Origin of the sequence: Microbacterium sp. GbtcB4 (assembly GCF_019091465.1) — a bacterium.
GTDB lineage: Bacteria > Actinomycetota > Actinomycetes > Actinomycetales > Microbacteriaceae > Microbacterium > Microbacterium paraoxydans.
This window is the reverse complement of sequence record NZ_JAGXJJ010000009.1, coordinates 81,557-102,797: the sequence shown is the minus strand read 5'-3', so window position 1 is coordinate 102,797 and position 21,241 is coordinate 81,557. Positions and strand designations below refer to the sequence as shown.

Below are 21,241 nucleotides of genomic sequence, written 5' to 3'. Positions count from 1 at the left end.
GCCTGAACCCACGACACCGTCAGCGGCGGGCGACCCGGTCGAGGAAGCGCCGGTGGAACCGCGTCTCGTTCGTGATCTCCGGGTGGAAGCTGAGCCCGAGCAGCCCGTCCTGCTCCACTGCGACCACGCGGCCGTCCGGCAGCGTCGCGAGCACCGAGGCCCTCGGCCCGACCGCCTCCACGACGGGTCCGCGGATGAAGGCCGCCGTCACCGGCTCGTCGAACGCGGGCACGGTCAGCTCGGCCTCGAACGATTCGGCCTGACGCCCGAACGCGTTGCGCCGCACGACGGCATCGAGTCCGCCGAAACTCTGCTGTCCTTCGATCGCGTCGACGACCTCGTCGGCCAGCAGGATCAGCCCCGCGCAGGTGCCGAGCATCGGCATCCCGTCGGCGATCGCCTCGCGGATCGGCTGCTGCAGCCCGAACAGTCGGGACAGCTTGTCGATCACGGTCGATTCGCCGCCGGGGAGCACGAGACCGTCGACGCGCGCGAGCTCCTCGGCCCTACGGACCAGGGTGACGTCGGCGCCGAGCACTTCCAGGAGCGCGGCGTGCTCCCGCACATCGCCCTGCAGGGCGAGGACGCCGACGCGCGGGCTACCAGCCACGCTCGGCGAGGCGGTGCGGCGCAGGCAGGTCGCTCACGTTGATGCCGACCATAGCCTCGCCCAGCCCGCGGGACACCTCGGCGATCACCTTCGGGTCGTCGAAGAACGTGGTGGCCTTGACGATGGCCTTCGCGCGCTCGGCCGGGTTTCCGGACTTGAAGATGCCGGAGCCGACGAACACGCCGTCGGCGCCGAGCTGCATCATCATCGCCGCATCGGCCGGGGTCGCGACGCCTCCGGCGACGAAGAGCACCACGGGGAGCTTCCCGGTCTCGGCGATCTCCGCGACGAGCTCGTACGGTGCCTGCAGCTCCTTCGCGGCGACGAACAGCTCATCCTTCGGCAGCGCGGTCAGCGCGGCGATCTCTCCCCGGATCTTCCGGATGTGCTTCATGGCCTCGGAGACGTCCCCCGTGCCGGCCTCACCCTTGGAGCGGATCATCGCAGCGCCCTCGTTGATGCGGCGGAGCGCCTCCCCCAGGTTCGTGGCGCCGCAGACGAACGGCACGGTGAAGCCGAACTTGTCGATGTGGTTCACGTAGTCGGCGGGCGAGAGCACCTCGGACTCGTCGATGTAGTCGACGCCGAGTTCCTGCAGCACCTGCGCCTCGACGAAGTGGCCGATCCGCGCCTTCGCCATGACGGGGATGGAGACCGCGTCGATGATGCTGTCGATCATGTCGGGGTCGCTCATCCGGGAGACACCGCCCTGCGCGCGGATGTCCGCGGGGACCCGCTCCAGCGCCATCACGGCGACGGCACCGGCGTCCTCGGCGATCTTCGCCTGCTCGGCGGTGACGACGTCCATGATGACGCCGCCCTTGAGCATCTCGGCGAGACCGCGCTTCACGCGTGCGGATCCGGTGGTGGGCTGCTCGGTCATGGGGGGCTCCTGTCGGATGATCCGAAATCGGTTTTGATCTAGATCAAAGGTAGCACTGTCCGATCCACCTAGAATCTCGGAGGAGGATCATGAGCGAGCAGATCAGGGGAACCACCGCGGCGGAGATCGCGGACAGCGTGCGCGCCCTCCGGGACCGCGGCACGCTCCGGCCCGGCGAGGTCCTTCCTCCCGTGCGCGAGCTCGCGGCGACCCTCGGGGTCAACCGCAACACGGCGGTCGCCGCCTACCGCCAGCTCGCGCAGGCGGGACTCGTGCATTCGCGAGGGCGCGCGGGCACGGTCGTCGCCGGGGTCGACGTCGTGCCGCAGGAGGGCTACGCACCGGACACCGTGCTCCGCGACATCGGCACCGGCAACCCTGACCCGGCCCGCATCCCCGACCCGTCGCAGGCGCTCGGCACGATCGGTCGTCGTCCCGTGCTCTACGGGGAGCCGGTGATCGACCGCGGTCTCGAAGCGTGGGCGCGGGAATGGATGGGTGCCGACCTCCCCGGTCACGACTTCCGGGTCACCGTGACCAGCGGTGCGGTGGATGCCGTCGAACGCCTGCTCGCGCAGGCGCTCATGCGTGACGACGCCGTGGCACTCGAGGACCCCTGCTTCCTCGCGAGCATCCACACCGTGCGGCTCGGCGGGTATCGCGCCATCACAGTCCCGGTGGACAGCGAGGGCATGACGGTCGACGGTCTCCGCGCCGCTCTGGACGCGGGCGTCCGCGCCGTGATCTGCACCCCGCGCGCGCAGAATCCGACGGGGGTGAGCCTCTCCCCCGCCCGCGCGGAGGCGCTGCGCGGCGTGCTCGCCGACCACCCGTATGTGCTCGTCATCGAGGACGACCACTTCTCTCTCCTCTCCCAGCGTCCCTACGAATCGCTGATCGGCCCCGGCCACCAGCGGTTCGCCCTGGTGCGCTCGGTGTCGAAGTTCCTCGGGCCTGACATGTGCCTGGCGCTCGCGGCGACCGACCCGGAAACCGCAGAGCGCCTGGCGATGCGGCTCAGCCCCGGCACCACGTGGGTGAGCCACCTGCTGCAGCGCCTCACGCTCGCCCAGCTCACCGACCCCGACGTCCGCGAGGAGATCGCGGAGGCGGGCCGGCACTACGCCGCGCGGAACGCCGCGTTCGCGGGACGCCTGCGCGCCGCGGGCATCGACGCGCCCGATCCGGACGGCCTGAGCCTGTGGGTCGGATTCGAGAAGCCCGCGCGCACGGTCGCCGACCACCTCATGCGGCGCGGCTGGCTCGCGCGCACCGGTGACGACTTCGCGCTCGACGAGCGCGCCGAGCCCTCGCATCACCTCCGACTCACCGTGCACGACCTCGCCGAGGACGACACGGAGACCCTCATCGCCGACCTCGTCGCCGCCGGACGATGATCACCCGACGCGGGGACCGCCCCGCCCAGAATGAAAGGGACCGGGTATGAAGATCCTGTCCATCCAGTCCGCCGTCGCGTACGGTCACGTCGGCAACTCCGCCGCCGTCTTCCCGCTGCAGCGCATCGGCGTCGAGGTGCTGCCGGTCTATACCGTGACGTTCTCGAACCACACCGGCTACGGCGCCTGGCGCGGCCCGCTGATCGACCCGGCCGACGTCGGCGAGGTCATCACCGGCATCGAGGAACGCGGCGTGTTCGGTTCCATCGATGCCGTGCTCAGCGGCTATCAGGGCAGCGAAGGCATCGGCGACGTCATCATCGACGCGGTCTCCCGGGTGAAGGCGGCCAACCCCGATGCGCTGTACGCGTGCGACCCGGTCATGGGCAATGCCAAGTCCGGCTGCTTCGTGGCTCCGGCCATCCCGATCCTGCTCCGCGAACGCGTGGTTCCCGTGGCCGACATCATCACGCCGAACCAGTTCGAGCTCGGCTTCCTCACCGAGACCGAGCCCGACACGCTCGAGTCCACCCTCGCGTCGGTCGACCTCGCGCGGGCGATGGGGCCGCGCACGGTGCTCGTCACGAGCGTCGAGCGGCCCGACCGCGAAGAGGGCACGATCGAGATGCTCGCCGTCGACGACGCAGGCGCCTGGCTCGTGCAGACCCCGCACCTGCCGATGAAGGCCAACGGCTCCGGCGACGTGACGGCCGCGCTGTTCACCGCGCACTACGTCGCGACCGGCAGCGCGCAGATCGCTCTGGAGCGCACCGCCTCCAGCGTCTACGACCTGCTGCAGGCCACGCTCGACTCGGGCGAGCGCGAGCTGCAGCTCGTCGAGGCGCAGGAGTTCTACGCGAACCCGCGGATGCAGTTCACCGCCCGCCAGGTGCGCTGACTCCTCCCCGACGGCGGGTCCCTGAGCCTGTCGAAGGGCCGGGTCACGACGCTTCGACAGGCTCAGCGACCCAGAGGCGGCTCAGCGACCCACTCCGGCGCCGCCGCGACGGCTCAGCGATCGGCGGCGGGCCAGGCCTCCGCGACGGCCTCCCGCACCTCACCGAGGAGCTGCGGGAGCGCCTTCGTCTTGGCGATGATCGGGAAGAAGTTCGCATCCGAGCGCCACCGCGGCACCACGTGCTGGTGCAGATGCGCGTCCACGCCCGCTCCGGCCACCGCGCCCTGGTTCATCCCGAGGTTGAAGCCGTCGCAGCCGGAGACCTCGCGGAGCACGCGCATCGCGGTCTGCGTGAGCGCGCCGATCTCCGCGACCTCCTCGGGCGTCGCCTGGTCGTAGGTGGCGATGTGCCGGTACGGGCACACGAGCAGATGCCCCGAGTTGTACGGGAAGAGGTTCAGCAGCACGTACGCGGTCTCCCCGCGCGCCACGATGAGCCGCTCGGCGTCCGGGTACTTCGGCGCCTCGCAGAACGGGCATTCCTCGCGCAGCGGTTCCGGCCCGGCCTGGATGTACGCCATCCGATGCGGGGTCCACAGCCGCTGGAACTCGTCGGGCACCCCGACGAGACGGGAGGCGTCCTCGAGGTCCGCCTCACCGCCCGTCATGCGAGGTCTCCCGCCTTCAACACCAGCGCGTGCGACGCGATGGCGGCGCTGATCCGGCGCACGGCGTCGGCGACCGGCACGCCGTTCTCCTGCGTGCCGTCGCGGAAGCGGAACGACACGGTGCCCGCGGCGCGATCCTGCTCCCCCACGATGAGGATCAGCGGGACCTTCGCGGTGGTGTGATTCCGGATCTTCTTCTGCATGCGGTCGTCGGAGTGATCGACGTCGGCCCGCACGCCCGCCGCGCGCAGCTGCGCGATGACGTCGTCCAGGTAGTCGCCGTACTGCTCGGCCACCGGCACACCCACCACCTGGCTGGGCGCGAGCCAGAGCGGGAAGTCGCCGGCGTAGTGCTCGAGCAGGATCGCGAAGAAGCGCTCGACGGAGCCGAGGAGCGCCCGGTGGATCATCACGGGGCGGTGCTTCTGCCCGTCAGGACCGGTGTACTCCAGCTCGAAGCGGTCGGGCTGGTTGAAGTCGAGCTGGATGGTCGACATCTGCCAGGTGCGGCCGATGGCGTCGCGGGCCTGCACCGAGATCTTCGGGCCGTAGAAGGCGGCGCCGCCCGGGTCGGCCACGAGCTCGAGACCGGACTCGATCGCGACCTCGCGCAGCGTGTCGATCGCCGTCGACCACTGCTCGGGCTCGCCCAGGAACTTCGGGTTGCCCTCCTCGTTCGTCGAGAGCTCGAGGTAGAAGTCGTTGAGGCCGTAGTCGCGGAGCAGGTCGAGCACGAGGTTCAGGTTGGTGGTGAGCTCCTCCTTGACCTGGTCCTGGGCGACGTAGATGTGCGCGTCGTCCTGGGTCAGGCCGCGCACGCGGGTGAGCCCCGACAGCGTTCCGCTCTTCTCGTAGCGATAGACCGTGCCGAACTCGGCCAGACGCAGCGGCAGCTCCCGGTAGGAGCGCCCGCGCGAACGGAAGATGAGGTTGTGGAACGGGCAGTTCATCGGCTTCAGGTAGTAGTCCTGGCCCTGGCGGGTGACGTTGCCCTCGTCGTCGACGACCTCGTCGAGGTGCATCGGGGGGAACATGCCGTCCGCGTAGGTCTGCAGGTGCCCCGACGTCATGAAGAGATCCTTCTTCGTGATGTGCGGGCTGTTGACGAGGTCGTAGCCGTTGCGCAGCAGGTGCTTGCGCAGGTTCTCCTCGATCTCGTAGCGGATGATGCCGCCCTTGGGGTGGAACACCGCCAGTCCCGAGCCGATCTCGTCCGGGAAGGAGAACAGGTCCATCTCGGCGCCGAGCTTGCGGTGGTCGCGGCGCTCGGCCTCGGCGATGCGCTCCTGGTAGGCACGGAGCTCGTCCTTCGTCGGCCATGCGGTGCCGTAGATGCGCTGGAGCTGCGGGTTCTTCTCACTCCCCCGCCAGTACGCGGCGGCGATGCGGGTGAGGTCCCAGCCGTTGCCGATCATGCGCGTGTTGGGCAGGTGCGGACCGCGGCAGAGGTCTTTCCAGACGACCTCGCCGTCGCGGGTGGTGTTGTCGTAGATCGTGAGCTCGCCCTCGCCCACCTCGACGGAGGCCCCCTCCGCGATCTCGGCAGCACCCTGGGTCCCTGAGCCTGTCGAAGGGCCCTTGAGCCCGATGAGCTCGAGCTTGAACGGCTCGTCCGCCAGCTCCGCGCGAGCCTCCTCGTCCGTCACGACACGACGGACGAAGCGCTGGCCCTCGCGGACGATGCGCTGCATCTCCTTGGAGATCGCCTTGATGTCCTCCGGCGTGAACGGGGTGTCGACGCCGAAGTCGTAGTAGAAGCCGTCGGTGATGGGCGGACCGATGCCGAGGTTCGCCTGCGGGTTGATCCGCTGCACCGCCTGGGCGAGGACGTGCGCGGTCGAGTGACGCAGGATGTTCAGGCCGTCGGGGCTGTCGATCGTGACGGGCTCGACGTCGTCGGTCTCGGTGACCGTCGCAGCGAGGTCCTTGAGGACGCCGCCGACGCGCATGGCGACGACGTTTCGGTCAGAGAACAGGGCGAAGCCGTCTGTCGGCTGGGCGTTTTCAGGCACTGATCACTCCATCTGGGTCTGGATCTAGGCTACTCGTCCGCTCGCGGGTCGCCGACCGTCACGCGGCGGTCTCCGACAGCGGATCCGCGGCCACCGGCGCGAAGATGATGATCGCCGCCCCGGCCAGCGCCACCACGGAGCCGATGACGTCCCACGAGGTGGGGCGGAATCCGTCGACGATGACGCCCCAGGCGAGGGATCCGGCGATGAAGATCCCGCCGTACGCAGCAAGGACGCGGCCGAAGTTCGCATCCGGCTGCAGGGCGGCGATGAACCCGTACGCACCGAGCGCCATGACCCCGAGGACCGCGAACAACCACCCGCGGTCTTCCTTCACCGCCTGCCAGATGAGCCAGGCACCGCCGATCTCGGCGACGGCGGCGAGGAGGAAGAGGACGGCGATGCGCAGCACGGTCATCGCCTCAGTGTGACAGCCGCGGCGTCCGACGGGGACGGTAGCGTGGGCGCATGACACGGACGATCGCCCGCTGGCTCCTCGCGCTCGCCCTCGGGGCGATGGGCGTGCTGCACTTCACCCAGACCCGTGGGTTCCGGGTCGTCGTGCCCGACTGGGCGACCCACCTGACCCGGATGGACAAGGACACGATCGTCCTGGCGTCGGGTGCGGCCGAGGTCGCGCTCGCCGCGGGGCTGGTGGCACTGCCGCGAGAAAGACGGAAGATGGGGTGGGCGACAGCGGGGTTCTTCGCCGCGGTCTTCCCCGGCAACTGGCACCAGTGGCGCACCGGGCGATCGACGCCGGGACTCGATACGGACCGACGGCGGTTCGGCCGCCTGTTCCTGCAACCTCTGCTGATCGCCTGGGCCCTGTGGGCGACCCGATGACCTCGCCTTCGATCGTCTGGTTCCGCGACGATCTCCGCCTGACCGACAACCCCGCGCTGCGTGCCGCCGTCGAGCGCGACGAACCGATCATCGCGCTCTTCGTCCTCGACGAGGAGTCCCCCGGCATCCGTCCGCTGGGCGGCGCGGCGCGCTGGTGGCTGCACCATTCGCTGGCCTCGCTCGCCGAGCGGCTGCAGGAGAAGGGGGCGACGCTGGTGCTGCGGTGCGGGCCCGCCGACCGGATCGTGCGGGAGCTGGTTGTGGAGTCGGGCGCCGGAGCGATCTTCTGGAACCGCCGCTACGGGGCGGCCGGGCGCGAGATCGACGCGGGGCTGAAGGCGGCGCTGCGCGACGACGGTCTCCAGGTGGCGTCTTTCGCGGCGTCGCTTCTGCACGAGCCGTGGACGGTGACCACCGGGAGCGGCACGCACTACTCGGTCTTCACGCCGTTCTGGCGGGCCTGCCTGGCCCTCCCGGCCCCGCGCGCCCCGCTCCCTGAGCCTCGAGAGCTCCGCGGCGACGGCAGGCGGCTCCGCTCCGACGCGCTGGACGACTGGAGGCTCCTGCCCACCGACCCGGACTGGGCGGGCGGTCTGCGCGATACCTGGGAGCCCGGCGAGCCCGCCGCGCGCCGCCGATTGCGGCACTTCCTCGCCGAAGACCTCCGCACGTACGACCACGCTCGCGACGCGCCGGCTGCCGGTGCCACCTCCCGGTTGTCCCCGCGTCTGCGCTGGGGCGAGCTCAGTCCGTTCACCGTGTGGCACGAGGCGATCGAGGTCGACGGGGCCGGCGGATTCCTCTCGGAACTCGGCTGGCGCGAGTTCGCCTGGCACACGCTGTTCCACTTCCCGGATCTCGCGACGAAGAACCTGCGGCGCGAGTTCGACGCCTTCCCGTGGCCTCCCCTGGACCCCGCGCGGCTGGAGCTCTGGCAGCACGGCGAGACCGGAGTCCCCCTCGTCGACGCGGGCATGCGCGAGCTCTGGCACACGGGGTACATGCACAACCGGGTGCGGATGGTCACGGCATCGTTCCTCGTCAAGAACCTCCTCATCGACTGGCGGCTCGGCGAGGAGTGGTTCTGGGACACGCTGGTGGACGCCGACGACGCGAGCAATCCGTTCAACTGGCAGTGGGTCGCGGGCTCCGGTGCCGACGCCGCCCCGTACTTCCGTGTGTTCAACCCGGAGCTGCAGGCCAAGAAGTTCGACGGCGAGGGGCAGTACATCGGCCGCTGGGCTGCGGGCGCCCCCGCCGAGCCGATCGTCGACCTCGGTGAGACTCGGAAGGCAGCGCTCGCGGCCTACGACGTCGTGAAGCGCTCCGGCGCACCGCGGAGCTGACGCCTGGCTCACGCCCGCGGCCACCGCCGGCGCATGGCAGACTGGTGCCCGTGAGCCCGTCCCGCAAGCCCGCCGTCGTGCGGGGCTTCGCGACCTCGTCGCTCGCGATCTTCGTGGCCCTGGCGGGTCACGTGAGCGGCGGCGGAGAGATGCCGGGCCCTCTGGGCATCCTGGTGCCCTGGCTGTTCGCCTTCATGGTGAGCGTGCTCCTCGCCGGACGAAGGCTCTCTCTCACCCGGCTCACGCTCTCCGTGGTCGTGAGCCAGTTCCTCTTCCACGTCCTCTTCGTGCTCGGCACGGTCACTCCGTCCGGCGCGGCGATCCGTCACGTGCACGGCGCTCCGCTCGTGCTCCCCCCAGCCGAAGGCTCTGCGGTCGTCGCGAGCGGGGATGCCGCGATGTGGCTCGGACATGCCCTCGCCGCGGTCGTCACGGTGACGGCGCTCCACCGCGGGGAGCGGCTGCTGCTCACCCTGCGCGCTCTCGCGGTCCGAATGGTCCGCTGGGTGCGTCGGCGTGCGGACGCGACGCTCGCCCCGCGCGCCGCTGCTTCTCCGTTCCGCCTCGCCGGGCTCTTCCTCGTGCCGGCGGGCCGTGGTCTTCGCCTCCTCACTCCGCTTCTCGGGCGCGCCCCGCCCTCTCTCCCCGCGCTCTGATCCGCGCCCGCGGCCTCCCGCCGTGCGGTGCGTCCTCGCGCCGTCCGCTGTGACGCGCGTCCGAACGCAGGTACCCGCGTCGCTCGGCGACGTCTGAAGAGAGGCTCTTCCATGTCCCCTGTCCGCAGATTCGCGGCCGGGGCGGTGCTGGCGGCTGTCGCGATCCTCGCGACGGCAGCGCCGGCGACCGCCCATGACCAACTCATCGAGAGCAGCCCCGCCGACGGGGAACGGCTCGACGCCGCGCCCGTCAGCGTCACGATGACGTTCTCGGGCGAGCTCCTCGTCCTCGACGAGTCGACCGCCGGGGCCGTCGTCCTCGTCGTCGACGCGGAGGGCGAGGACTGGGCCACGGGCGAGGTGGAGGTGCGCGGACGGAACGTCACCGCCGCCCTCCTGCCCGACATGCCCGACAGCGGGTACCAGGTGCGCTGGCAGGTCGTCTCCGAGGACGGGCACCCGATCGCGGGGGTCATCCCCTTCGCCGTCGGAGACGCCGTTCCGCTGGAGTCGACAGGGAACCCGGAGCCGACCGCGTCCGCCACGGGCGGATCGTCGACCGCATCGGATCAGAACGCAGACGAGACGGGCGGCCCGGTCCGGGTCCTGCTCGTCGGCGGGGCGGGCGCGGCACTCGCCGTCGCCGCCTTCGCCCTCCTCCTCATCCTCCGCCGCCGCCGCGCGGCCGCCGTGCCGCCGGAATCCGGCGACGACACGGCAGAGAACTCCTGAAAGGCATCATCATGAACACTCGCACTTCTCTCCCCCGCTTCGGCGCGGCGATCGTCCTCTCGCTGGTCGCGCTCACCGGGTGCACCGCGCCCACAGAAACCGAGACCCCGACCAGCACCCCCGCCAGTGACGATCTCCGGATCGACGACGCCTGGGTCAAGGCGGCCGACGAAGGCATGTCCGCGGCTTTCGGCGTGCTCGTCAACGAGGGCGAGGAGGACGTGACGGTGACATCGGTCACCTCCGCCGCCTCGCCGATGATCGAGCTCCACGAGACCGTGGAGAACGAGGCCGGGGAGATGGTCATGCGGGAGATCGCCGGGGGCTTCGTCGTCCCCGCCGGCGGCAGCCTCGCCCTCGAGCCCGGGGGTAATCACATCATGATGATGGACCTCTCCGAGCCTCTGGAAGCCGGTGACGAGGTCGCGTTCACCGTCACCCTGTCGGACGACTCCACGTTCGAGTTCGCCGCGCCGGTGAAGGACTACTCCGGCGCGAACGAGAACTACGACGGCGCCGACGACCACGAGGGCATGGACCACTGATGTCCGCGCGCGTCTCGGGCGCGCGCACCGGCCGCACCGGCTCGACCCGGCGGCAGTTCCTCCTCGGAGGGGCTGTCGCCGGTGTCGGCGCCGCCGTCGCGGTCGGGGCCGACCTCGCCCTCACGCGGGCGGACACGGAGGCTCCCGCGGCCCCCGCACCGCTCAACGGCTCCCTCACCGTCCCGTTCCACGGTGTCCATCAGGCCGGGATCGACACCCCTGCCCAGGCGCACGGCTCCTTCGTGGCGCTCGACCTCCGGCCGGAGGTCGACCGCGACGCGCTCCGCCGGCTCCTGCGGATCCTCACGGACGATGCGGCGCGGCTCACCCAGGGACGATCGGCGCTCGCGGACTCCGAGCCGGAGCTCGCCGTCGCCCCTGCCCGGTTGACCGTCACGTTCGGCTTCGGCCCGGCGCTCGTGGCACGAGCGGGCGGCAATACCCCCGCGTGGCTCGCTCCGCTTCCCGCCTTCCGCGTTGACCGCCTGCAGCCGGAGTTCTCGGACGGAGACCTGCTCCTGCAGATCGCCGCCGACGACCCCCTGACCGTCGCGCACGCGCAGCGCATGCTCCTGAAGGACGCGCGAGGCTTCGCGACCGTCCGATGGATCCAGCGGGGCTTCCGCCGGGCACACGGCACTGAGCGACCGGGCACGACCATGCGCAACCTCTTCGGCCAGGTCGACGGCACGAGCAATCCGCAGCCGGGGACCGCGGACTTCGACCAGGTGGTGTGGAGCGATGACGGCTGGCTCGCCGGCGGCACGGGCATGGTCCTCCGCCGCATCCGCATGGACCTCGACGCCTGGGACCGCCTGGATCGCGGAGGCCGCGAGGCCTCGGTGGGGCGGACGCTCCGTGACGGTGCGCCGCTCACGGGGACGTCGGAGTTCGACGAGCCGGACTTCGACGCGACGACGGCCATCGGGTTCCCCGTCATCCCGGCGTTCGCGCACATCCGGCGCGCACGGGGCGACGGCGCGGAGCGCATCTTCCGACGGGCGTACAACTACGACGAGCGCCCGGCCGGAGACGGCGTCTCCGAATCCGGGTTGCTCTTCGCCGCGTTCCAGGCCGATGTCGCGCGGCAGTTCGTCCCCATGCAGCAACGGCTCGACGAGCTCGACCTGCTCAACGAGTGGACGGTCCCGATCGGATCCGCCGTGTTCGCCATTCCGCCGGGGTGCGCGGAGGGCGGCTACATCGGGGAGACGCTCCTCGACTGAGGCCGAGGACTCAATGGGGTCCGCGTCGCCGCGCGGCGGCGACGGCGGGCCCCACGCCGTCAAGGACGGGTTTTCCGTGGCCCGTCAGGACCACTCGCGCGCTCGTCCGTGCCAGGGTCTCCAGCGACTCCATCGCGTCGGCGGTGTCGGCCGTGGCCGCCCTGGCGACGATCTGGGGACCGGTCTCGCCGGTGTACGGGTCGAGCGTCACGAGGGCGTCGCCGGCGATGAGCACCCCCGACTCCTCGAAGAGGTACGCGCAGTGCCCTTCCGTGTGCCCGGGAGTCCACAGGGCGATCGGGGTCCCTGGGGCATCGATCGGATGCTCGTGCCTCACGCGCGGCTGCGCCTCGACGCCGCGGACGTTCAGGGCTCCGGCGAGTGCCATCCGGGTGATCGTCGGGATGCCCCTCGGATGGGTGAGCACGTAGGGGACGCGCGGTGAGGCCGGACGGTAGCTGTAGGGATGACGGGCCAGCCGTGCGTCGCGAGGGTGGACGAACACGGAGACCCCTTCCTCGTGCAGCCTGCACGCGACACCGACGTGGTCGAAATGCCCGTGCGTCAGGACGACCGCATCGATGTCTGTCTCCTTCGCCCCGAGGTGGCTGAGCAGGTCGCGCAGTACGCCCCGGCTGCGCGGCAGTCCCGCATCGAACAGCGTCAGCCCGTCCGCGGTCTGCACGAGGTAGCAGTTGACGTCCGCCACGCTGATGCCGAAGAAGCCGGGAACGACCTCCCTCCATTGCCGCCCTCTGTTCATCCCCGGTCCTCCTCGTCGTCGGCGGGTCCGCGACCCGCATCGAAGTTGCACTCGTACCGCTCCCTGGCCTCGAGCAGCACGTGTGCGCCGATCACGGCGATGGGTTCCACCTCCCGCAGCAGCGGCTCGCAGTCGGGCCCCCGGCCGCAGTGCTCGCCTCGCAGGACCCAGGCGATGCGCTGCGGATCCTTCTCGGCGAGGTGTCGGTACTGACAGAGCTGGCGCGCGAGCCAGTCCTCCAGCGGACGCGTCCACCAGCGCTCGGCATCCAGGGGATTGACGGAGAGGCCGGGAAGCTCGAGTCCGCTCTCGGTGTCGACGCTGGAACGGCGCGCATCCGCATCCGGCCCCTCCGAGTAGCGGACGTGCAGGCCGGGGCATGCGCGGACGACGGCGGCCAGCTGCGCCAGGTGGTCGATGCGTCGCAGCCCGGTCGCCGCGTCGCGATCGGGAGCAGAGACGGGCCCGCAGGTGCGGTCGAGAGCAGCATCGGTCATGGCCCGAGCGTAAGAAGCGGCCGTGACGACGCCGAGGGGGATTGACAATCCGGGCATCGAGCGCATCATCGCCGGAGCGCTCGCGGACGCGGGGGAAGCTACCGCGCCGCTTCCGCCGCGTCAATGCCCTCTCAGCCCGTACCCAGGGGTTCTACCTTCGGGCAACCGCACCCACCTTGGAGGGGATCATGAGCGACACCACCCGCACCACCCGCTACGCCGAGACACCGATCCAGAAGACGGCGCTGATCGTCGGCATCGTCTTCCTCATCGTCGGCATCGCCGGCTTCATCCCGGGCCTGACCCACTCGGCCGAACACCTGCACGGAGCCGGAGCAGCGTCGGAGGCCCTGCTCCTCGGCCTCTTCCAGGTCTCGGTCCTGCACAACGTCGTGCACCTGCTGTTCGCCGTCGCGGGGATCGCGCTCGCCGCCTCGCCGCGCGCCTCCCGCCTCTACCTCATCATCGGCGGGCTCGCGTACCTCGTCGTCTGGCTGTACGGCCTCATCGCGGTCGGCAACGAGCAGCTGAACTTCCTGCCGGTGAACAACGCCGACAACTGGCTCCACCTCGGTCTCGCGATCGGCATGGTGCTGCTGGGCATCTTCGTCAGTCGAGAGCCGCGCGTCCCGCAGAACGGCGCCGGCACCGCGCGCATCTGACGCTCGGTGCACCACGTCGCGACGCCTCCTCCTCGCCTCGCGGAGGGGGCGTCCGTGCTGTCGCCGTCCCGTGCCCTACGCCCCGTCGAGGTTCCCGGTGACGGCGCTCCCGGCGGGCTCCGGCACGAGATACAGACCACCGGGCGAGTTCGCCGTATACGCCAGCGCGTCGACCCAGGCCCGGTTGATCTCCGGCTGGCGGCTGCCGACGTACTTGAACACCATGGAGCTCCCGGCGTGGAGCCAGACGGTGATCCGTCCGCCCCCGATGCTGGCGTCCTCCTTCCAGGTGTACGGGAAGGGCTCGCCCCGCCGCAGCTTCGCGGTCATCACCAGCTGCAGATGCCGCAGCGCGCGGTCCTCGACCTCGACCTTGGTGCTTCCGTCGTAGATGAATCTGCCCATGTCCGCCCTTCCTGAGATGATCGCCACGTGATCTCGTCCCACGGAGGTGCGATCGTCGATCGCCGGTGGTGATGTCCGTCCACCCTGTCACCGGCACCGCACCCGGGAGGACGAAGACACCGTTGTGCGGACAGGAAACGAACAGTTCGTGCGAGCGGTGTCCATTCCCCGGTCACCCCTCCGCCGGCTGCACGGCATTCCCCCAGACCCAGCAGCGGTAGGTGCGCTCGCCAGCACGGAACTCGATGCCCGCCGCGAGCGGAGTGGAGCGGACGACCTTGGCCTCCACGCGGATCGCCTCCGGGCCGAACCGCACCCACGCCCGCACCCGCCGCTGGAGCGCGTGCGGATAGACGGTGACAGCGGACTCGCGCAAGGCGAGCTCGCGATCGGACAGGGACTGCAGGGGGCCGCGGCGTGCGGCGGCCTCGATGGCCTGATGCTGCGACCGCATGTCGTTGTACGCGGAGAGCGCGCGACCCGAGTTCCCCACACCGGCTCCTTCCTCCGGCCTCTTCCAGGATACCGATATTCGAACACTTCTTCGAACTCGATCCCGGCGGCGCCGACTCGGAAATTCGCGCCGAGGTCGCAGGGCTCCGCCGTGAGGCTGCGACCTCGCGCAGATCTGCGACGTCGCGCGCGGGCAAGAAAAAACCCCCGGCAGAACCGGGGGTTTCAGGTGGTGCGCGATACTGGGATCGAACCAGTGACCTCTTCCGTGTCAGGGAAGCGCGCTACCGCTGCGCCAATCGCGCCCGTTGGGGCTATTCAGTTTTCCCGTGAGGTGGCGACGGGATTCGAACCCGTGTAAACGGCTTTGCAGGCCGGTGCCTAGCCGCTCGGCCACGCCACCGTGTGGATTGACCCCACGTGCCGCCGATCTTCGAGAAGATCTACTGCACTCGAGCGGATGACGAGACTCGAACTCGCGACCCCAACCTTGGCAAGGTTGTGCGCTACCAACTGCGCTACATCCGCATTTTGTTCCCGGTTGTCCCGGGCACTTATGAAACATTAGCCGATGATCCGCGCTCCGCCAAACCCGTGGCGAATCTCGCGCGTGTCTCCCAGACTGGTCATCGAGGCGCTCGCGGGTCGGGTAGTATCGGTTGACGTACCCCGCGGGTATGGGCGATTGGCGCAGTTGGTAGCGCGCTTCCTTCACACGGAAGAGGTCATCGGTTCGAGTCCGGTATCGCCCACAGAATCCCTCCGAAGGCCCCGGTCACCCGGGGCCTTCGGCGTTTTCGGATCGTCACAGGACCCTGCCGTCCCCCGGGCGCGAGACACGCAGCCACCGGTAGCCGTAGGCAGGAAGCTCCAGCTCCACCCCGCCGCCCTCGTCGAGGGGCACGCGCCGCGCGTCGAGGAGGTCGACCAGGGTCGTGCCCGCGGGCTCCTCCCCCAGCCGGAACCGCGTCGTCGCCGGCCGTTCCGCGAAGTTGTGAACGGCGATCGTGCGTCCCACATCCGCCTCCAGGGAGTGCACCAGCAGCGCCTCCTGCGGCTGGTCGATGACGCCGAACGTGCCCCACCCGAGCTCGGGCGACACCCGGTAGCGCGCGATCAGGTCGCGGACGAAGTGCAGCAACGATCCTCTGTCCTCGAGCTGCGCGGCGGCGTTCACGTGCGCCGGGGCATAGCCGTCCGCGGGAAGCGGCGCCACCAGACGCGAGGGGCGGGCGTCGGAGAAGCCGCCATTGCGATCCGCCGACCACTGCATCGGGGTGCGTACGGCCTGCCGCCCCTCGATGGCGATGTTCTCGCCCATCCCGATCTCCTCGCCGTAGAACAGCACCGGCGTCCCGGGGAGGGTGAAGAGAAGGCTGTAGGCCATCCGGATCCTCCGGGGATCGCCTTCCAGCATCGGCGGCAGCCGTCGGGTGATCCCGCGCCCGAACACCCGCTGCCGCTCGTCCGGGGCGAAGGCCTCGAAGACCTCCTGGCGCTCGGCGTCGCTCAGCTTGTCGAGGGTGAGCTCGTCGTGGTTCCGGAGGAAGTTCGCCCACTGCACCTCCGGCCCGAGAACCGGGCGGGCCGTGAGCGCCTCGACGAGCGGCGCGGGATCGCGGCGGGCGAGCGACAGATAGAGCGCCTGCATCGCCACGAAGTCGAACTGCATGGTCAGCTCATCGCCGTCCGCGCCCCCGAAGTACGCCCGCTGCTCCTCGTACGGGAGATTGACCTCGCCGAGCAGGATCGCCTCGCTGGACCGACGCTGGAGGAAGCGTCGCATGTCCCGCAGCAGCTCGTGCGGGTCGGGGAGGTCGGCCGTCTTCGGGACCTCGAGGAGGAACGGCACGGCGTCCACCCGGAAACCCGAGATGCCCAGCTGCAGCCAGAATCCGATCACCTTCGCGATCTCATCCCTGACCACGGGATTGGCGATGTTGAGGTCGGGCTGGTGCTCGTAGAAGCTGTGCTGGTACCACTGCCCCGACTTCTCGTCCTTCGTCCAGATCCCGTCGGCCTGCCCGGGGAACACCGTGTTCTTCTGGCCCTTCGGCGGCGCGTCGTCGCGCCACACGTAGTAGTCGCGATACGGCGAGTCGACACTCCGGAGCGCCGCGCGGAACCACGGGTGGCGGTCGGAGGTGTGGTTGACGACGAGGTCGACGATCACCCGGATACCGCGGTCGCGGGCCGTGCGGATCACCTCCACGAGGTCGCCGTGGGTGCCCAGACGAGGGTCCACGCCGTAGAAGTCGCTGACGTCGTAGCCGTCGTCGAGGTCGGGCGAGGGATAGAACGGCATGAGCCACAGGCACGTCACACCCAGCTGCGAGAGGTAGTCGATCCGCTGCGCGAGGCCGCGGAGGTCGCCGACGCCGTCGCCGTCCGCGTCCAGGAAGGTCTCCACGTCGAGGCAGTAGACGACGGCCGTCTTCCACCAGAGGTCGCTCGTGTCGGTGATCTTCATGTGCGCTCCCTCAGGGCGGGCAGGATCTCGGCGGCGGCCGCCTTCAGGAATCCGGTCTGCTCCCGACCGACGTGGTGCAGGTAGATCCGGTCGAAGCCGATGCCCACGAGCTCCGCCAGTCGTCCCGCGAGGGAACGGGCGTCATGATCGACGAGGACCGCTCGTCGCAGGGCTGTCTCGTCGACCTCGCCGACGGCAGCATCGAAGTCCTCCGGCTGTTCGATGTTCCACGCCAGCGGCGGCGTGACGATCCCCTGCCGCCACTGCTCCTTCGCGACCGTGTACGCCTCGGCATCGTCGGCGCCCCAGCTCACGTGCGTCTGCAGGATGCACGGCCCCTGTCCTCCGGCTGAACGGTAGGCCTCGACCACCCTCCGAAGCGCGGACGGCTCCTGGGCGACGGTCGCGAGCCCGTCCGCCCACCCGGCCGCCCACTCCGCGGTCTCGGGGCTGACCGCGGTGGCGAAGAGGGGTGGCGGCTGCGCCGGCCGGGTCCAGACCCGGGCGCGGTGCACGCGCACGAGACCGTCGTGGTCGACCTCCTCTCCGGCCAGCAGCCGCCGGATCACGTCCACGCTCTCGCCCAACCGCGCGTTCCGGACGTCCTTGGCCGGCCAGATGTCGCCCGTCACGTGCTCGTTCATGGCTTCCCCGCTGCCGAGCGCGGCCCAGAACCGTCCGGGGAACATCTCCTCCAGCGTTCCGAAGGCCTGCGCGACGATCGCGGGGTGGTACCGCTGTCCCGGCGCGTTGACCATGCCGATCGGGAAGCGGGTGCGGGCCAGCGCCGCGGCGATCCAGCTGAACGCGAATCCCGACTCCCCCTGCTCGGGCAGCCACGGGGCCAGGTGGTCGGAGCACATCGCCCCGTCGAAGCCGGCCCACTCCGCGCTGACGACCGCGTCGAGCAAGGCGCTGGGGCGGATCTGCTCATGGGAGGCGTGGAATCCGATGAAGACCATAGGCCGAGTCTGGCAAGGGACGACGCTCCGCGGCAGTGGTTGACAGGAGCGCCGGCTGCTGCCAAGTGGCAGCGATGTCCGAGGGACGACGTACGCTGCTCCGGTGCCGAAACCCCGCCTTCTCCCCGGACCCTGCCCGCTGTGCGGCGGTCTCGCCGGGCTGCGGACGGACGATGCGTGGCACTGCGCGCTCTGCGACTGGCGCTACGGGGACTCCCCCGACCCCGACCTGCCGTTCCCGCGGATCGACGTCGTGTACTACCTCCGTTACGACCGCAGGGTGAAGATCGGCACGAGCAGGCAGCCACGGCGCCGCCTCGCGAGCATCCGTCATGACGAGCTCCTCGCCTTCGAACAGGGCGACCGGGTGCGCGAACAGCAGCGGCATCGCGAGTTCGCCTCCGCCCGCGAAGGCGGCGAGTGGTTCACTCTGACGCCCGAGATCCGCGCTCACATCGCCCGCTTGCAGCAGGGCGGCGACCCCTGGCACCAGTACGCCCGCTGGATCAGCGCCGCTCTCCGGGGCTGAGCCGCCTATCACCACGCGTCCGATCGCACCAGGGGATCCCGACCTTCGCGGACGGCAGGCAGACTCGCCCATGAACGGGCGCACCCGGCGCCCCGCGTGAGAGGACAGACATGAACGGACGAGAGAACATCCCCGCCGACGACGTCAGCGCGCAGGATCCGCTCGCCGGCGACGGGAGCGGCGACCCGAACAGCGACCGCCAGTTCCTCCAGGACCTGCCTCCGGCCCAGGTCGACACCGAGCAGCAGCAGGAGCATCAGGCCGAGGCCGACGACGAGGAGTAATCCTCGCGACGACGAGGGGCGACCGGATCGGCATCCGGTCGCCCCTCGTCGTGTCCGGCGTCAGGCGGTCGCCGCGCGTCCGCGCGTGCTCTGCGGCTGGGGCTGGGAGAACAGCACGACGACGATGACGGCGGCACCGACGACGACGTGCGGGAGCCAGACGTTCAGCGCCTCGTCCGCGAAGCCGAACAGCCACGGCGACAGGGCGAGGAAGAGGCTTGCGACGATGTCGAAGACGAGGTGCACGGGCATGGGGATCAGCCCGAACGGACCCCACTCGTACTTCGTGAAGAGGCTGTAGACGATGAGGCCGATGCCGAGGACGATCGGGATGACGACGGGGGCTCCGCCCATGCCGGCGAAGCCGAAGAGCCAGGGCGCGGCGATCAGGGCGATTCCGACGACGTAGTCGAGAACTCCATGGACCTTGGTCGGGATGAAACGCATGATTCCTCCTTGGGTGCCGCCGGCGGCGACTCACAGGAAGGTTCGGAGCCCTGCCCCCATCGGATGGGAACGCGGCGTCCGCCTCAGCTCTGTGCCCACCCGTATCGCCGTTGGAGCGCCGCGGCGACCCGGGCGTACCGGGTACGGTCCAGGGCCGCCGCCTCCCGGCGCAGACCACGCTCGTGGACGCTGTAGAGCTGTTCGATGTCGACCCAGGACTCGCGGCCCTGCCCGTCCCACTCCCCGCTCCCGATCGAGAGGTAGTCACGGTCGCCGTCGTGCGGCCTGCTGGTCATCCGCACCGCGTACACCCGCTCGGACGACTGCCGTCCGATCACCAGCACCGGCCGGTCCTTGCCTCGGCCGTCGTTCTCCTCGTACGGCACCCAGGTCCAGACGACCTCGCCCGCATCCGGGGCCCCGTCCCGCTGCGGCGCGTACGACACGCGGACGGCCGGCATGCGCCCGGCGTCGAGCCGCACGGTCTCGGTGCCGCGGGCGCGTCCCGGCTCGACGCCGGCATCCGATGCCGACCGTCGCTCGCGCTCCTCGGCCGTCCGCAGACGCGCGTCCGGGCGCCGCGGACCGGGAGAGGTCCGCGACGCCCGGGGGGAGCCCACTGCTCGGCGCAGGAGATCCGCGAGTGTCTTCAGGATGCCGTTGCTGGTCGTGCCCACACGGTCACCCTAACCGTCGTCACGCGTTCGCGAGAGCGTAGCCCTCCTCGCCGTGGACGACCTGGTCGACACCGGCGATCTCGTCCTCGCTCGTGATGCGGAACCCGATCGTCTTCTGGATCACGAAGCCGATCACCCAGGCCACCACGAAGGAGTAGATCAGAACTCCGGCCGCGGCGATCACCTGGACGGCGAGCTGGCGGGCGTCGCCGCCGACGAACAGGCCGGTGCCGGTCGCGAAGAAACCGAGGTACACGGTGCCGATGAGACCGCCGACGAGGTGGATACCGACCACGTCGAGCGAGTCGTCGAAGCCGAGGCGGAACTTCAGCTCCACGGCGAGGGCGCAGACGATGCCGGCGACCGCGCCGAGCAGGAGGGACCACCCGGGGGTGAGGTTGGCGCACGCCGGGGTGATCGCCACGAGACCCGCCACCGCGCCGGACGCGGCGCCGACGGAGGTGGGCTTGCCGTCCTTGATGCGCTCGATGAGGATCCAGCCGAGGATCGCGGCCGCTGTCGCGCCCAGGGTGTTCAGGCCGATGAGGCCGACGCCGCCCATGTCCTCGGCAAGCCACTCCGCGCCGGCGTTGAAGCCGAACCAGCCGAACCACAGCAGGGCGGCGCCCAGCAGCGTCAGCGGCACGTTGTGCGGCTTGAGGATGCCCTTCTGGAAGCCGATGCGCTTGCCCAGCACCAGGGCGAGGGCCAGCGCCGCGGCGCCCGCGTTGATGTGCACAGCGGTGCCGCCGGCGTAGTCGATCACGCCGATGCCGCTGTCCTCGCCGAACAGGGTGGTGCCGAGGTTCATGATCCAGCCACCGCCCCAGACCCAGGCGGCGACCGGGAAGTAGCCGACCGTGGCGAAGACGCCCGCGAAGATCAGCCAGCTGCCGAACTTCGCCCGATCGGCGATCGCCCCGGAGATGAGGGCGACGGTGATGATCGCGAAGGTGGCGCCGTACGCGACGCTGAGGAGGGCGACGTTCGATCCCTCACCCGAGGCGAGGCTGGACAGGCCGATGTCCGCGAACGGGTTGCCCGCGAAAGCCGTCGGGCTGTCCACGGCGCTCATCGAGAAGCCGAAGAGAATCCACAGCACGGCGACGAGTCCGATCGAGCCGAAGCTCATCATCATCATGCTGACGACGCTCTTCGCCTTGACGAGACCGCCGTAGAAGAACGCGACGCCGGGCGTCATGAGCAGCACCAGTGCCGTCGCGGTGATCGCCCACGAGATGTTGCCGGGAGCATCCATAGGAAAACCTCACAT

General features: G+C 70.3%; 25 protein-coding genes and 4 tRNA genes. 12 read left to right on the top strand and 17 right to left on the bottom strand.

The genetic code is table 11. The features are described 5' to 3' along the window. Nucleotides 1-19: 19 nt before the first annotated feature. Nucleotides 20-610, bottom strand: coding sequence for a pyridoxal 5'-phosphate synthase glutaminase subunit PdxT (pdxT, locus tag KVS71_RS14745; protein ID WP_217584901.1), 591 nt, complete (start codon nucleotides 608-610; stop codon nucleotides 20-22). After that, nucleotides 600-1,493 carry a pyridoxal 5'-phosphate synthase lyase subunit PdxS gene (pdxS, locus tag KVS71_RS14740; protein WP_025103530.1) on the bottom strand — a complete coding sequence of 298 codons (894 nt, stop codon included), beginning with the start codon at nucleotides 1,491-1,493 and terminating at the stop codon, nucleotides 600-602. Before pdxS ends, pdxT begins: the two co-directional genes overlap by 11 nt. 89 nt (nucleotides 1,494-1,582) lie before the next feature. Between pdxS and KVS71_RS14735 the strand changes: the two genes are divergently transcribed. Together KVS71_RS14735 and pdxY are read left to right on the top strand one after the other, a co-directional pair. After that, nucleotides 1,583-2,890 (top strand): aminotransferase class I/II-fold pyridoxal phosphate-dependent enzyme, encoded by a 1,308-nt coding sequence (locus KVS71_RS14735; RefSeq protein WP_217584900.1) that lies wholly within the window; start codon nucleotides 1,583-1,585, stop codon nucleotides 2,888-2,890. 46 nt (nucleotides 2,891-2,936) lie between these two features. After that, on the top strand, nucleotides 2,937-3,788 hold the full coding sequence (gene pdxY / locus KVS71_RS14730) for a pyridoxal kinase PdxY (protein ID WP_060922279.1): 852 nt from the start codon (nucleotides 2,937-2,939) through the stop codon (nucleotides 3,786-3,788). Between the two features lie 113 nt (nucleotides 3,789-3,901). Here the strand turns inward: pdxY and KVS71_RS14725 are convergent, their stop codons facing one another. From KVS71_RS14725 to KVS71_RS14715, 3 genes are all read right to left on the bottom strand, one after another. After that, nucleotides 3,902-4,456, bottom strand: coding sequence for an HIT domain-containing protein (locus KVS71_RS14725; protein ID WP_025103533.1), 555 nt, complete (start codon nucleotides 4,454-4,456; stop codon nucleotides 3,902-3,904). Beyond that, complete coding sequence (gene thrS, locus KVS71_RS14720) at nucleotides 4,453-6,405, bottom strand: threonine--tRNA ligase (RefSeq protein ID WP_231919695.1); 1,953 nt, start codon at nucleotides 6,403-6,405, stop codon at nucleotides 4,453-4,455. The genes KVS71_RS14725 and thrS overlap by 4 nt, the downstream gene beginning before the upstream one ends. 121 nt (nucleotides 6,406-6,526) lie before the next feature. Continuing rightward, a complete protein-coding gene (locus tag KVS71_RS14715; RefSeq protein ID WP_060923165.1) occupies nucleotides 6,527-6,886 on the bottom strand; it encodes a YnfA family protein in 360 nt (119 codons plus the stop codon). A 50-nt stretch (nucleotides 6,887-6,936) separates the two neighbouring features. On the opposite strand from KVS71_RS14715, the gene KVS71_RS14710 reads away from it, so the two are divergent. From KVS71_RS14710 to KVS71_RS14685, 6 genes are all read left to right on the top strand, one after another. Then, nucleotides 6,937-7,314: a hypothetical protein gene (locus tag KVS71_RS14710; protein WP_060923166.1), complete on the top strand. Its 378-nt coding sequence runs from the start codon at nucleotides 6,937-6,939 to the stop codon at nucleotides 7,312-7,314. Further along, nucleotides 7,311-8,660 (top strand): deoxyribodipyrimidine photo-lyase, encoded by a 1,350-nt coding sequence (locus tag KVS71_RS14705; RefSeq protein WP_060923171.1) that lies wholly within the window; start codon nucleotides 7,311-7,313, stop codon nucleotides 8,658-8,660. The genes KVS71_RS14710 and KVS71_RS14705 overlap by 4 nt, the downstream gene beginning before the upstream one ends. 50 nt (nucleotides 8,661-8,710) lie before the next feature. After that, entirely contained in the window at nucleotides 8,711-9,316 is a 606-nt protein-coding gene (locus KVS71_RS14700) for a hypothetical protein (protein WP_144881117.1), read from the top strand. Between the two features lie 111 nt (nucleotides 9,317-9,427). Next, on the top strand, nucleotides 9,428-10,048 hold the full coding sequence (locus KVS71_RS14695; protein WP_217584899.1) for a copper resistance CopC family protein: 621 nt from the start codon (nucleotides 9,428-9,430) through the stop codon (nucleotides 10,046-10,048). A gap of 11 nt (nucleotides 10,049-10,059) precedes the next feature. Continuing rightward, on the top strand, nucleotides 10,060-10,593 hold the full coding sequence (locus KVS71_RS14690) for a copper chaperone PCu(A)C (protein ID WP_144881118.1): 534 nt from the start codon (nucleotides 10,060-10,062) through the stop codon (nucleotides 10,591-10,593). Next, a complete protein-coding gene (locus KVS71_RS14685; RefSeq protein WP_217584898.1) occupies nucleotides 10,593-11,819 on the top strand; it encodes a Dyp-type peroxidase in 1,227 nt (408 codons plus the stop codon). Before KVS71_RS14690 ends, KVS71_RS14685 begins: the two co-directional genes overlap by 1 nt. Nucleotides 11,820-11,829: 10 nt before the next feature. Here the strand turns inward: KVS71_RS14685 and KVS71_RS14680 are convergent, their stop codons facing one another. Next, entirely contained in the window at nucleotides 11,830-12,582 is a 753-nt protein-coding gene (locus tag KVS71_RS14680; RefSeq protein ID WP_217584897.1) for an MBL fold metallo-hydrolase, read from the bottom strand. Beyond that, nucleotides 12,579-13,079, bottom strand: coding sequence for a DUF6098 family protein (locus KVS71_RS14675; RefSeq protein ID WP_254635799.1), 501 nt, complete (start codon nucleotides 13,077-13,079; stop codon nucleotides 12,579-12,581). Before KVS71_RS14675 ends, KVS71_RS14680 begins: the two co-directional genes overlap by 4 nt. Before the next feature lie 188 nt (nucleotides 13,080-13,267). On the opposite strand from KVS71_RS14675, the gene KVS71_RS14670 reads away from it, so the two are divergent. Next, nucleotides 13,268-13,741 carry a DUF4383 domain-containing protein gene (locus KVS71_RS14670; protein WP_217584896.1) on the top strand — a complete coding sequence of 158 codons (474 nt, stop codon included), beginning with the start codon at nucleotides 13,268-13,270 and terminating at the stop codon, nucleotides 13,739-13,741. Nucleotides 13,742-13,816: 75 nt separating this feature from the next. On the opposite strand, the gene KVS71_RS14665 is transcribed toward KVS71_RS14670, so the two are convergent. The 5 genes from KVS71_RS14665 to KVS71_RS14645 form a co-directional block, all read right to left on the bottom strand. Continuing rightward, nucleotides 13,817-14,146, bottom strand: a complete 330-nt coding sequence (locus KVS71_RS14665) for an ATP-dependent DNA ligase (protein ID WP_105949881.1) — start codon at nucleotides 14,144-14,146, stop codon at nucleotides 13,817-13,819. A gap of 172 nt (nucleotides 14,147-14,318) precedes the next feature. Next, on the bottom strand, nucleotides 14,319-14,639 hold the full coding sequence (locus KVS71_RS14660; RefSeq protein WP_025103546.1) for a hypothetical protein: 321 nt from the start codon (nucleotides 14,637-14,639) through the stop codon (nucleotides 14,319-14,321). A 190-nt stretch (nucleotides 14,640-14,829) separates the two neighbouring features. Next, nucleotides 14,830-14,904: transfer RNA gene (locus KVS71_RS14655), tRNA-Val, on the bottom strand. A 27-nt stretch (nucleotides 14,905-14,931) separates the two neighbouring features. Further along, nucleotides 14,932-15,002 (bottom strand) — tRNA-Cys (locus tag KVS71_RS14650). A gap of 52 nt (nucleotides 15,003-15,054) precedes the next feature. After that, nucleotides 15,055-15,127: transfer RNA gene (locus KVS71_RS14645), tRNA-Gly, on the bottom strand. 151 nt (nucleotides 15,128-15,278) lie between these two features. Between KVS71_RS14645 and KVS71_RS14640 the strand changes: the two genes are divergently transcribed. After that, nucleotides 15,279-15,351, top strand: a tRNA-Val gene (locus KVS71_RS14640). A gap of 53 nt (nucleotides 15,352-15,404) precedes the next feature. Here the strand turns inward: KVS71_RS14640 and KVS71_RS14635 are convergent. Together KVS71_RS14635 and KVS71_RS14630 are read right to left on the bottom strand one after the other, a co-directional pair. Continuing rightward, nucleotides 15,405-17,069: an alpha-amylase family protein gene (locus KVS71_RS14635; protein WP_217584895.1), complete on the bottom strand. Its 1,665-nt coding sequence runs from the start codon at nucleotides 17,067-17,069 to the stop codon at nucleotides 15,405-15,407. After that, nucleotides 17,066-18,031: a TIGR03885 family FMN-dependent LLM class oxidoreductase gene (locus tag KVS71_RS14630; RefSeq protein ID WP_060922082.1), complete on the bottom strand. Its 966-nt coding sequence runs from the start codon at nucleotides 18,029-18,031 to the stop codon at nucleotides 17,066-17,068. Before KVS71_RS14630 ends, KVS71_RS14635 begins: the two co-directional genes overlap by 4 nt. A gap of 103 nt (nucleotides 18,032-18,134) precedes the next feature. Here KVS71_RS14630 and KVS71_RS14625 point away from each other — a divergent pair, with 103 nt between their 5' ends. Further along, nucleotides 18,135-18,560, top strand: a complete 426-nt coding sequence (locus KVS71_RS14625; RefSeq protein ID WP_060922081.1) for a GIY-YIG nuclease family protein — start codon at nucleotides 18,135-18,137, stop codon at nucleotides 18,558-18,560. A 110-nt stretch (nucleotides 18,561-18,670) separates the two neighbouring features. Next, a complete protein-coding gene (locus KVS71_RS14620; protein WP_153244978.1) occupies nucleotides 18,671-18,844 on the top strand; it encodes a hypothetical protein in 174 nt (57 codons plus the stop codon). A 60-nt stretch (nucleotides 18,845-18,904) separates the two neighbouring features. Here KVS71_RS14620 and KVS71_RS14615 read toward each other — a convergent pair whose 3' ends face one another. The 3 genes from KVS71_RS14615 to KVS71_RS14605 form a co-directional block, all read right to left on the bottom strand. Then, on the bottom strand, nucleotides 18,905-19,291 hold the full coding sequence (locus tag KVS71_RS14615; RefSeq protein ID WP_060922080.1) for an SPW repeat protein: 387 nt from the start codon (nucleotides 19,289-19,291) through the stop codon (nucleotides 18,905-18,907). Between the two features lie 83 nt (nucleotides 19,292-19,374). Then, nucleotides 19,375-19,968 (bottom strand): type II toxin-antitoxin system PemK/MazF family toxin, encoded by a 594-nt coding sequence (locus tag KVS71_RS14610; RefSeq protein ID WP_025103551.1) that lies wholly within the window; start codon nucleotides 19,966-19,968, stop codon nucleotides 19,375-19,377. 19 nt (nucleotides 19,969-19,987) lie between these two features. Further along, nucleotides 19,988-21,226, bottom strand: a complete 1,239-nt coding sequence (locus KVS71_RS14605) for an ammonium transporter (RefSeq protein WP_217584894.1) — start codon at nucleotides 21,224-21,226, stop codon at nucleotides 19,988-19,990. Nucleotides 21,227-21,241: the final 15 nt, after the last annotated feature.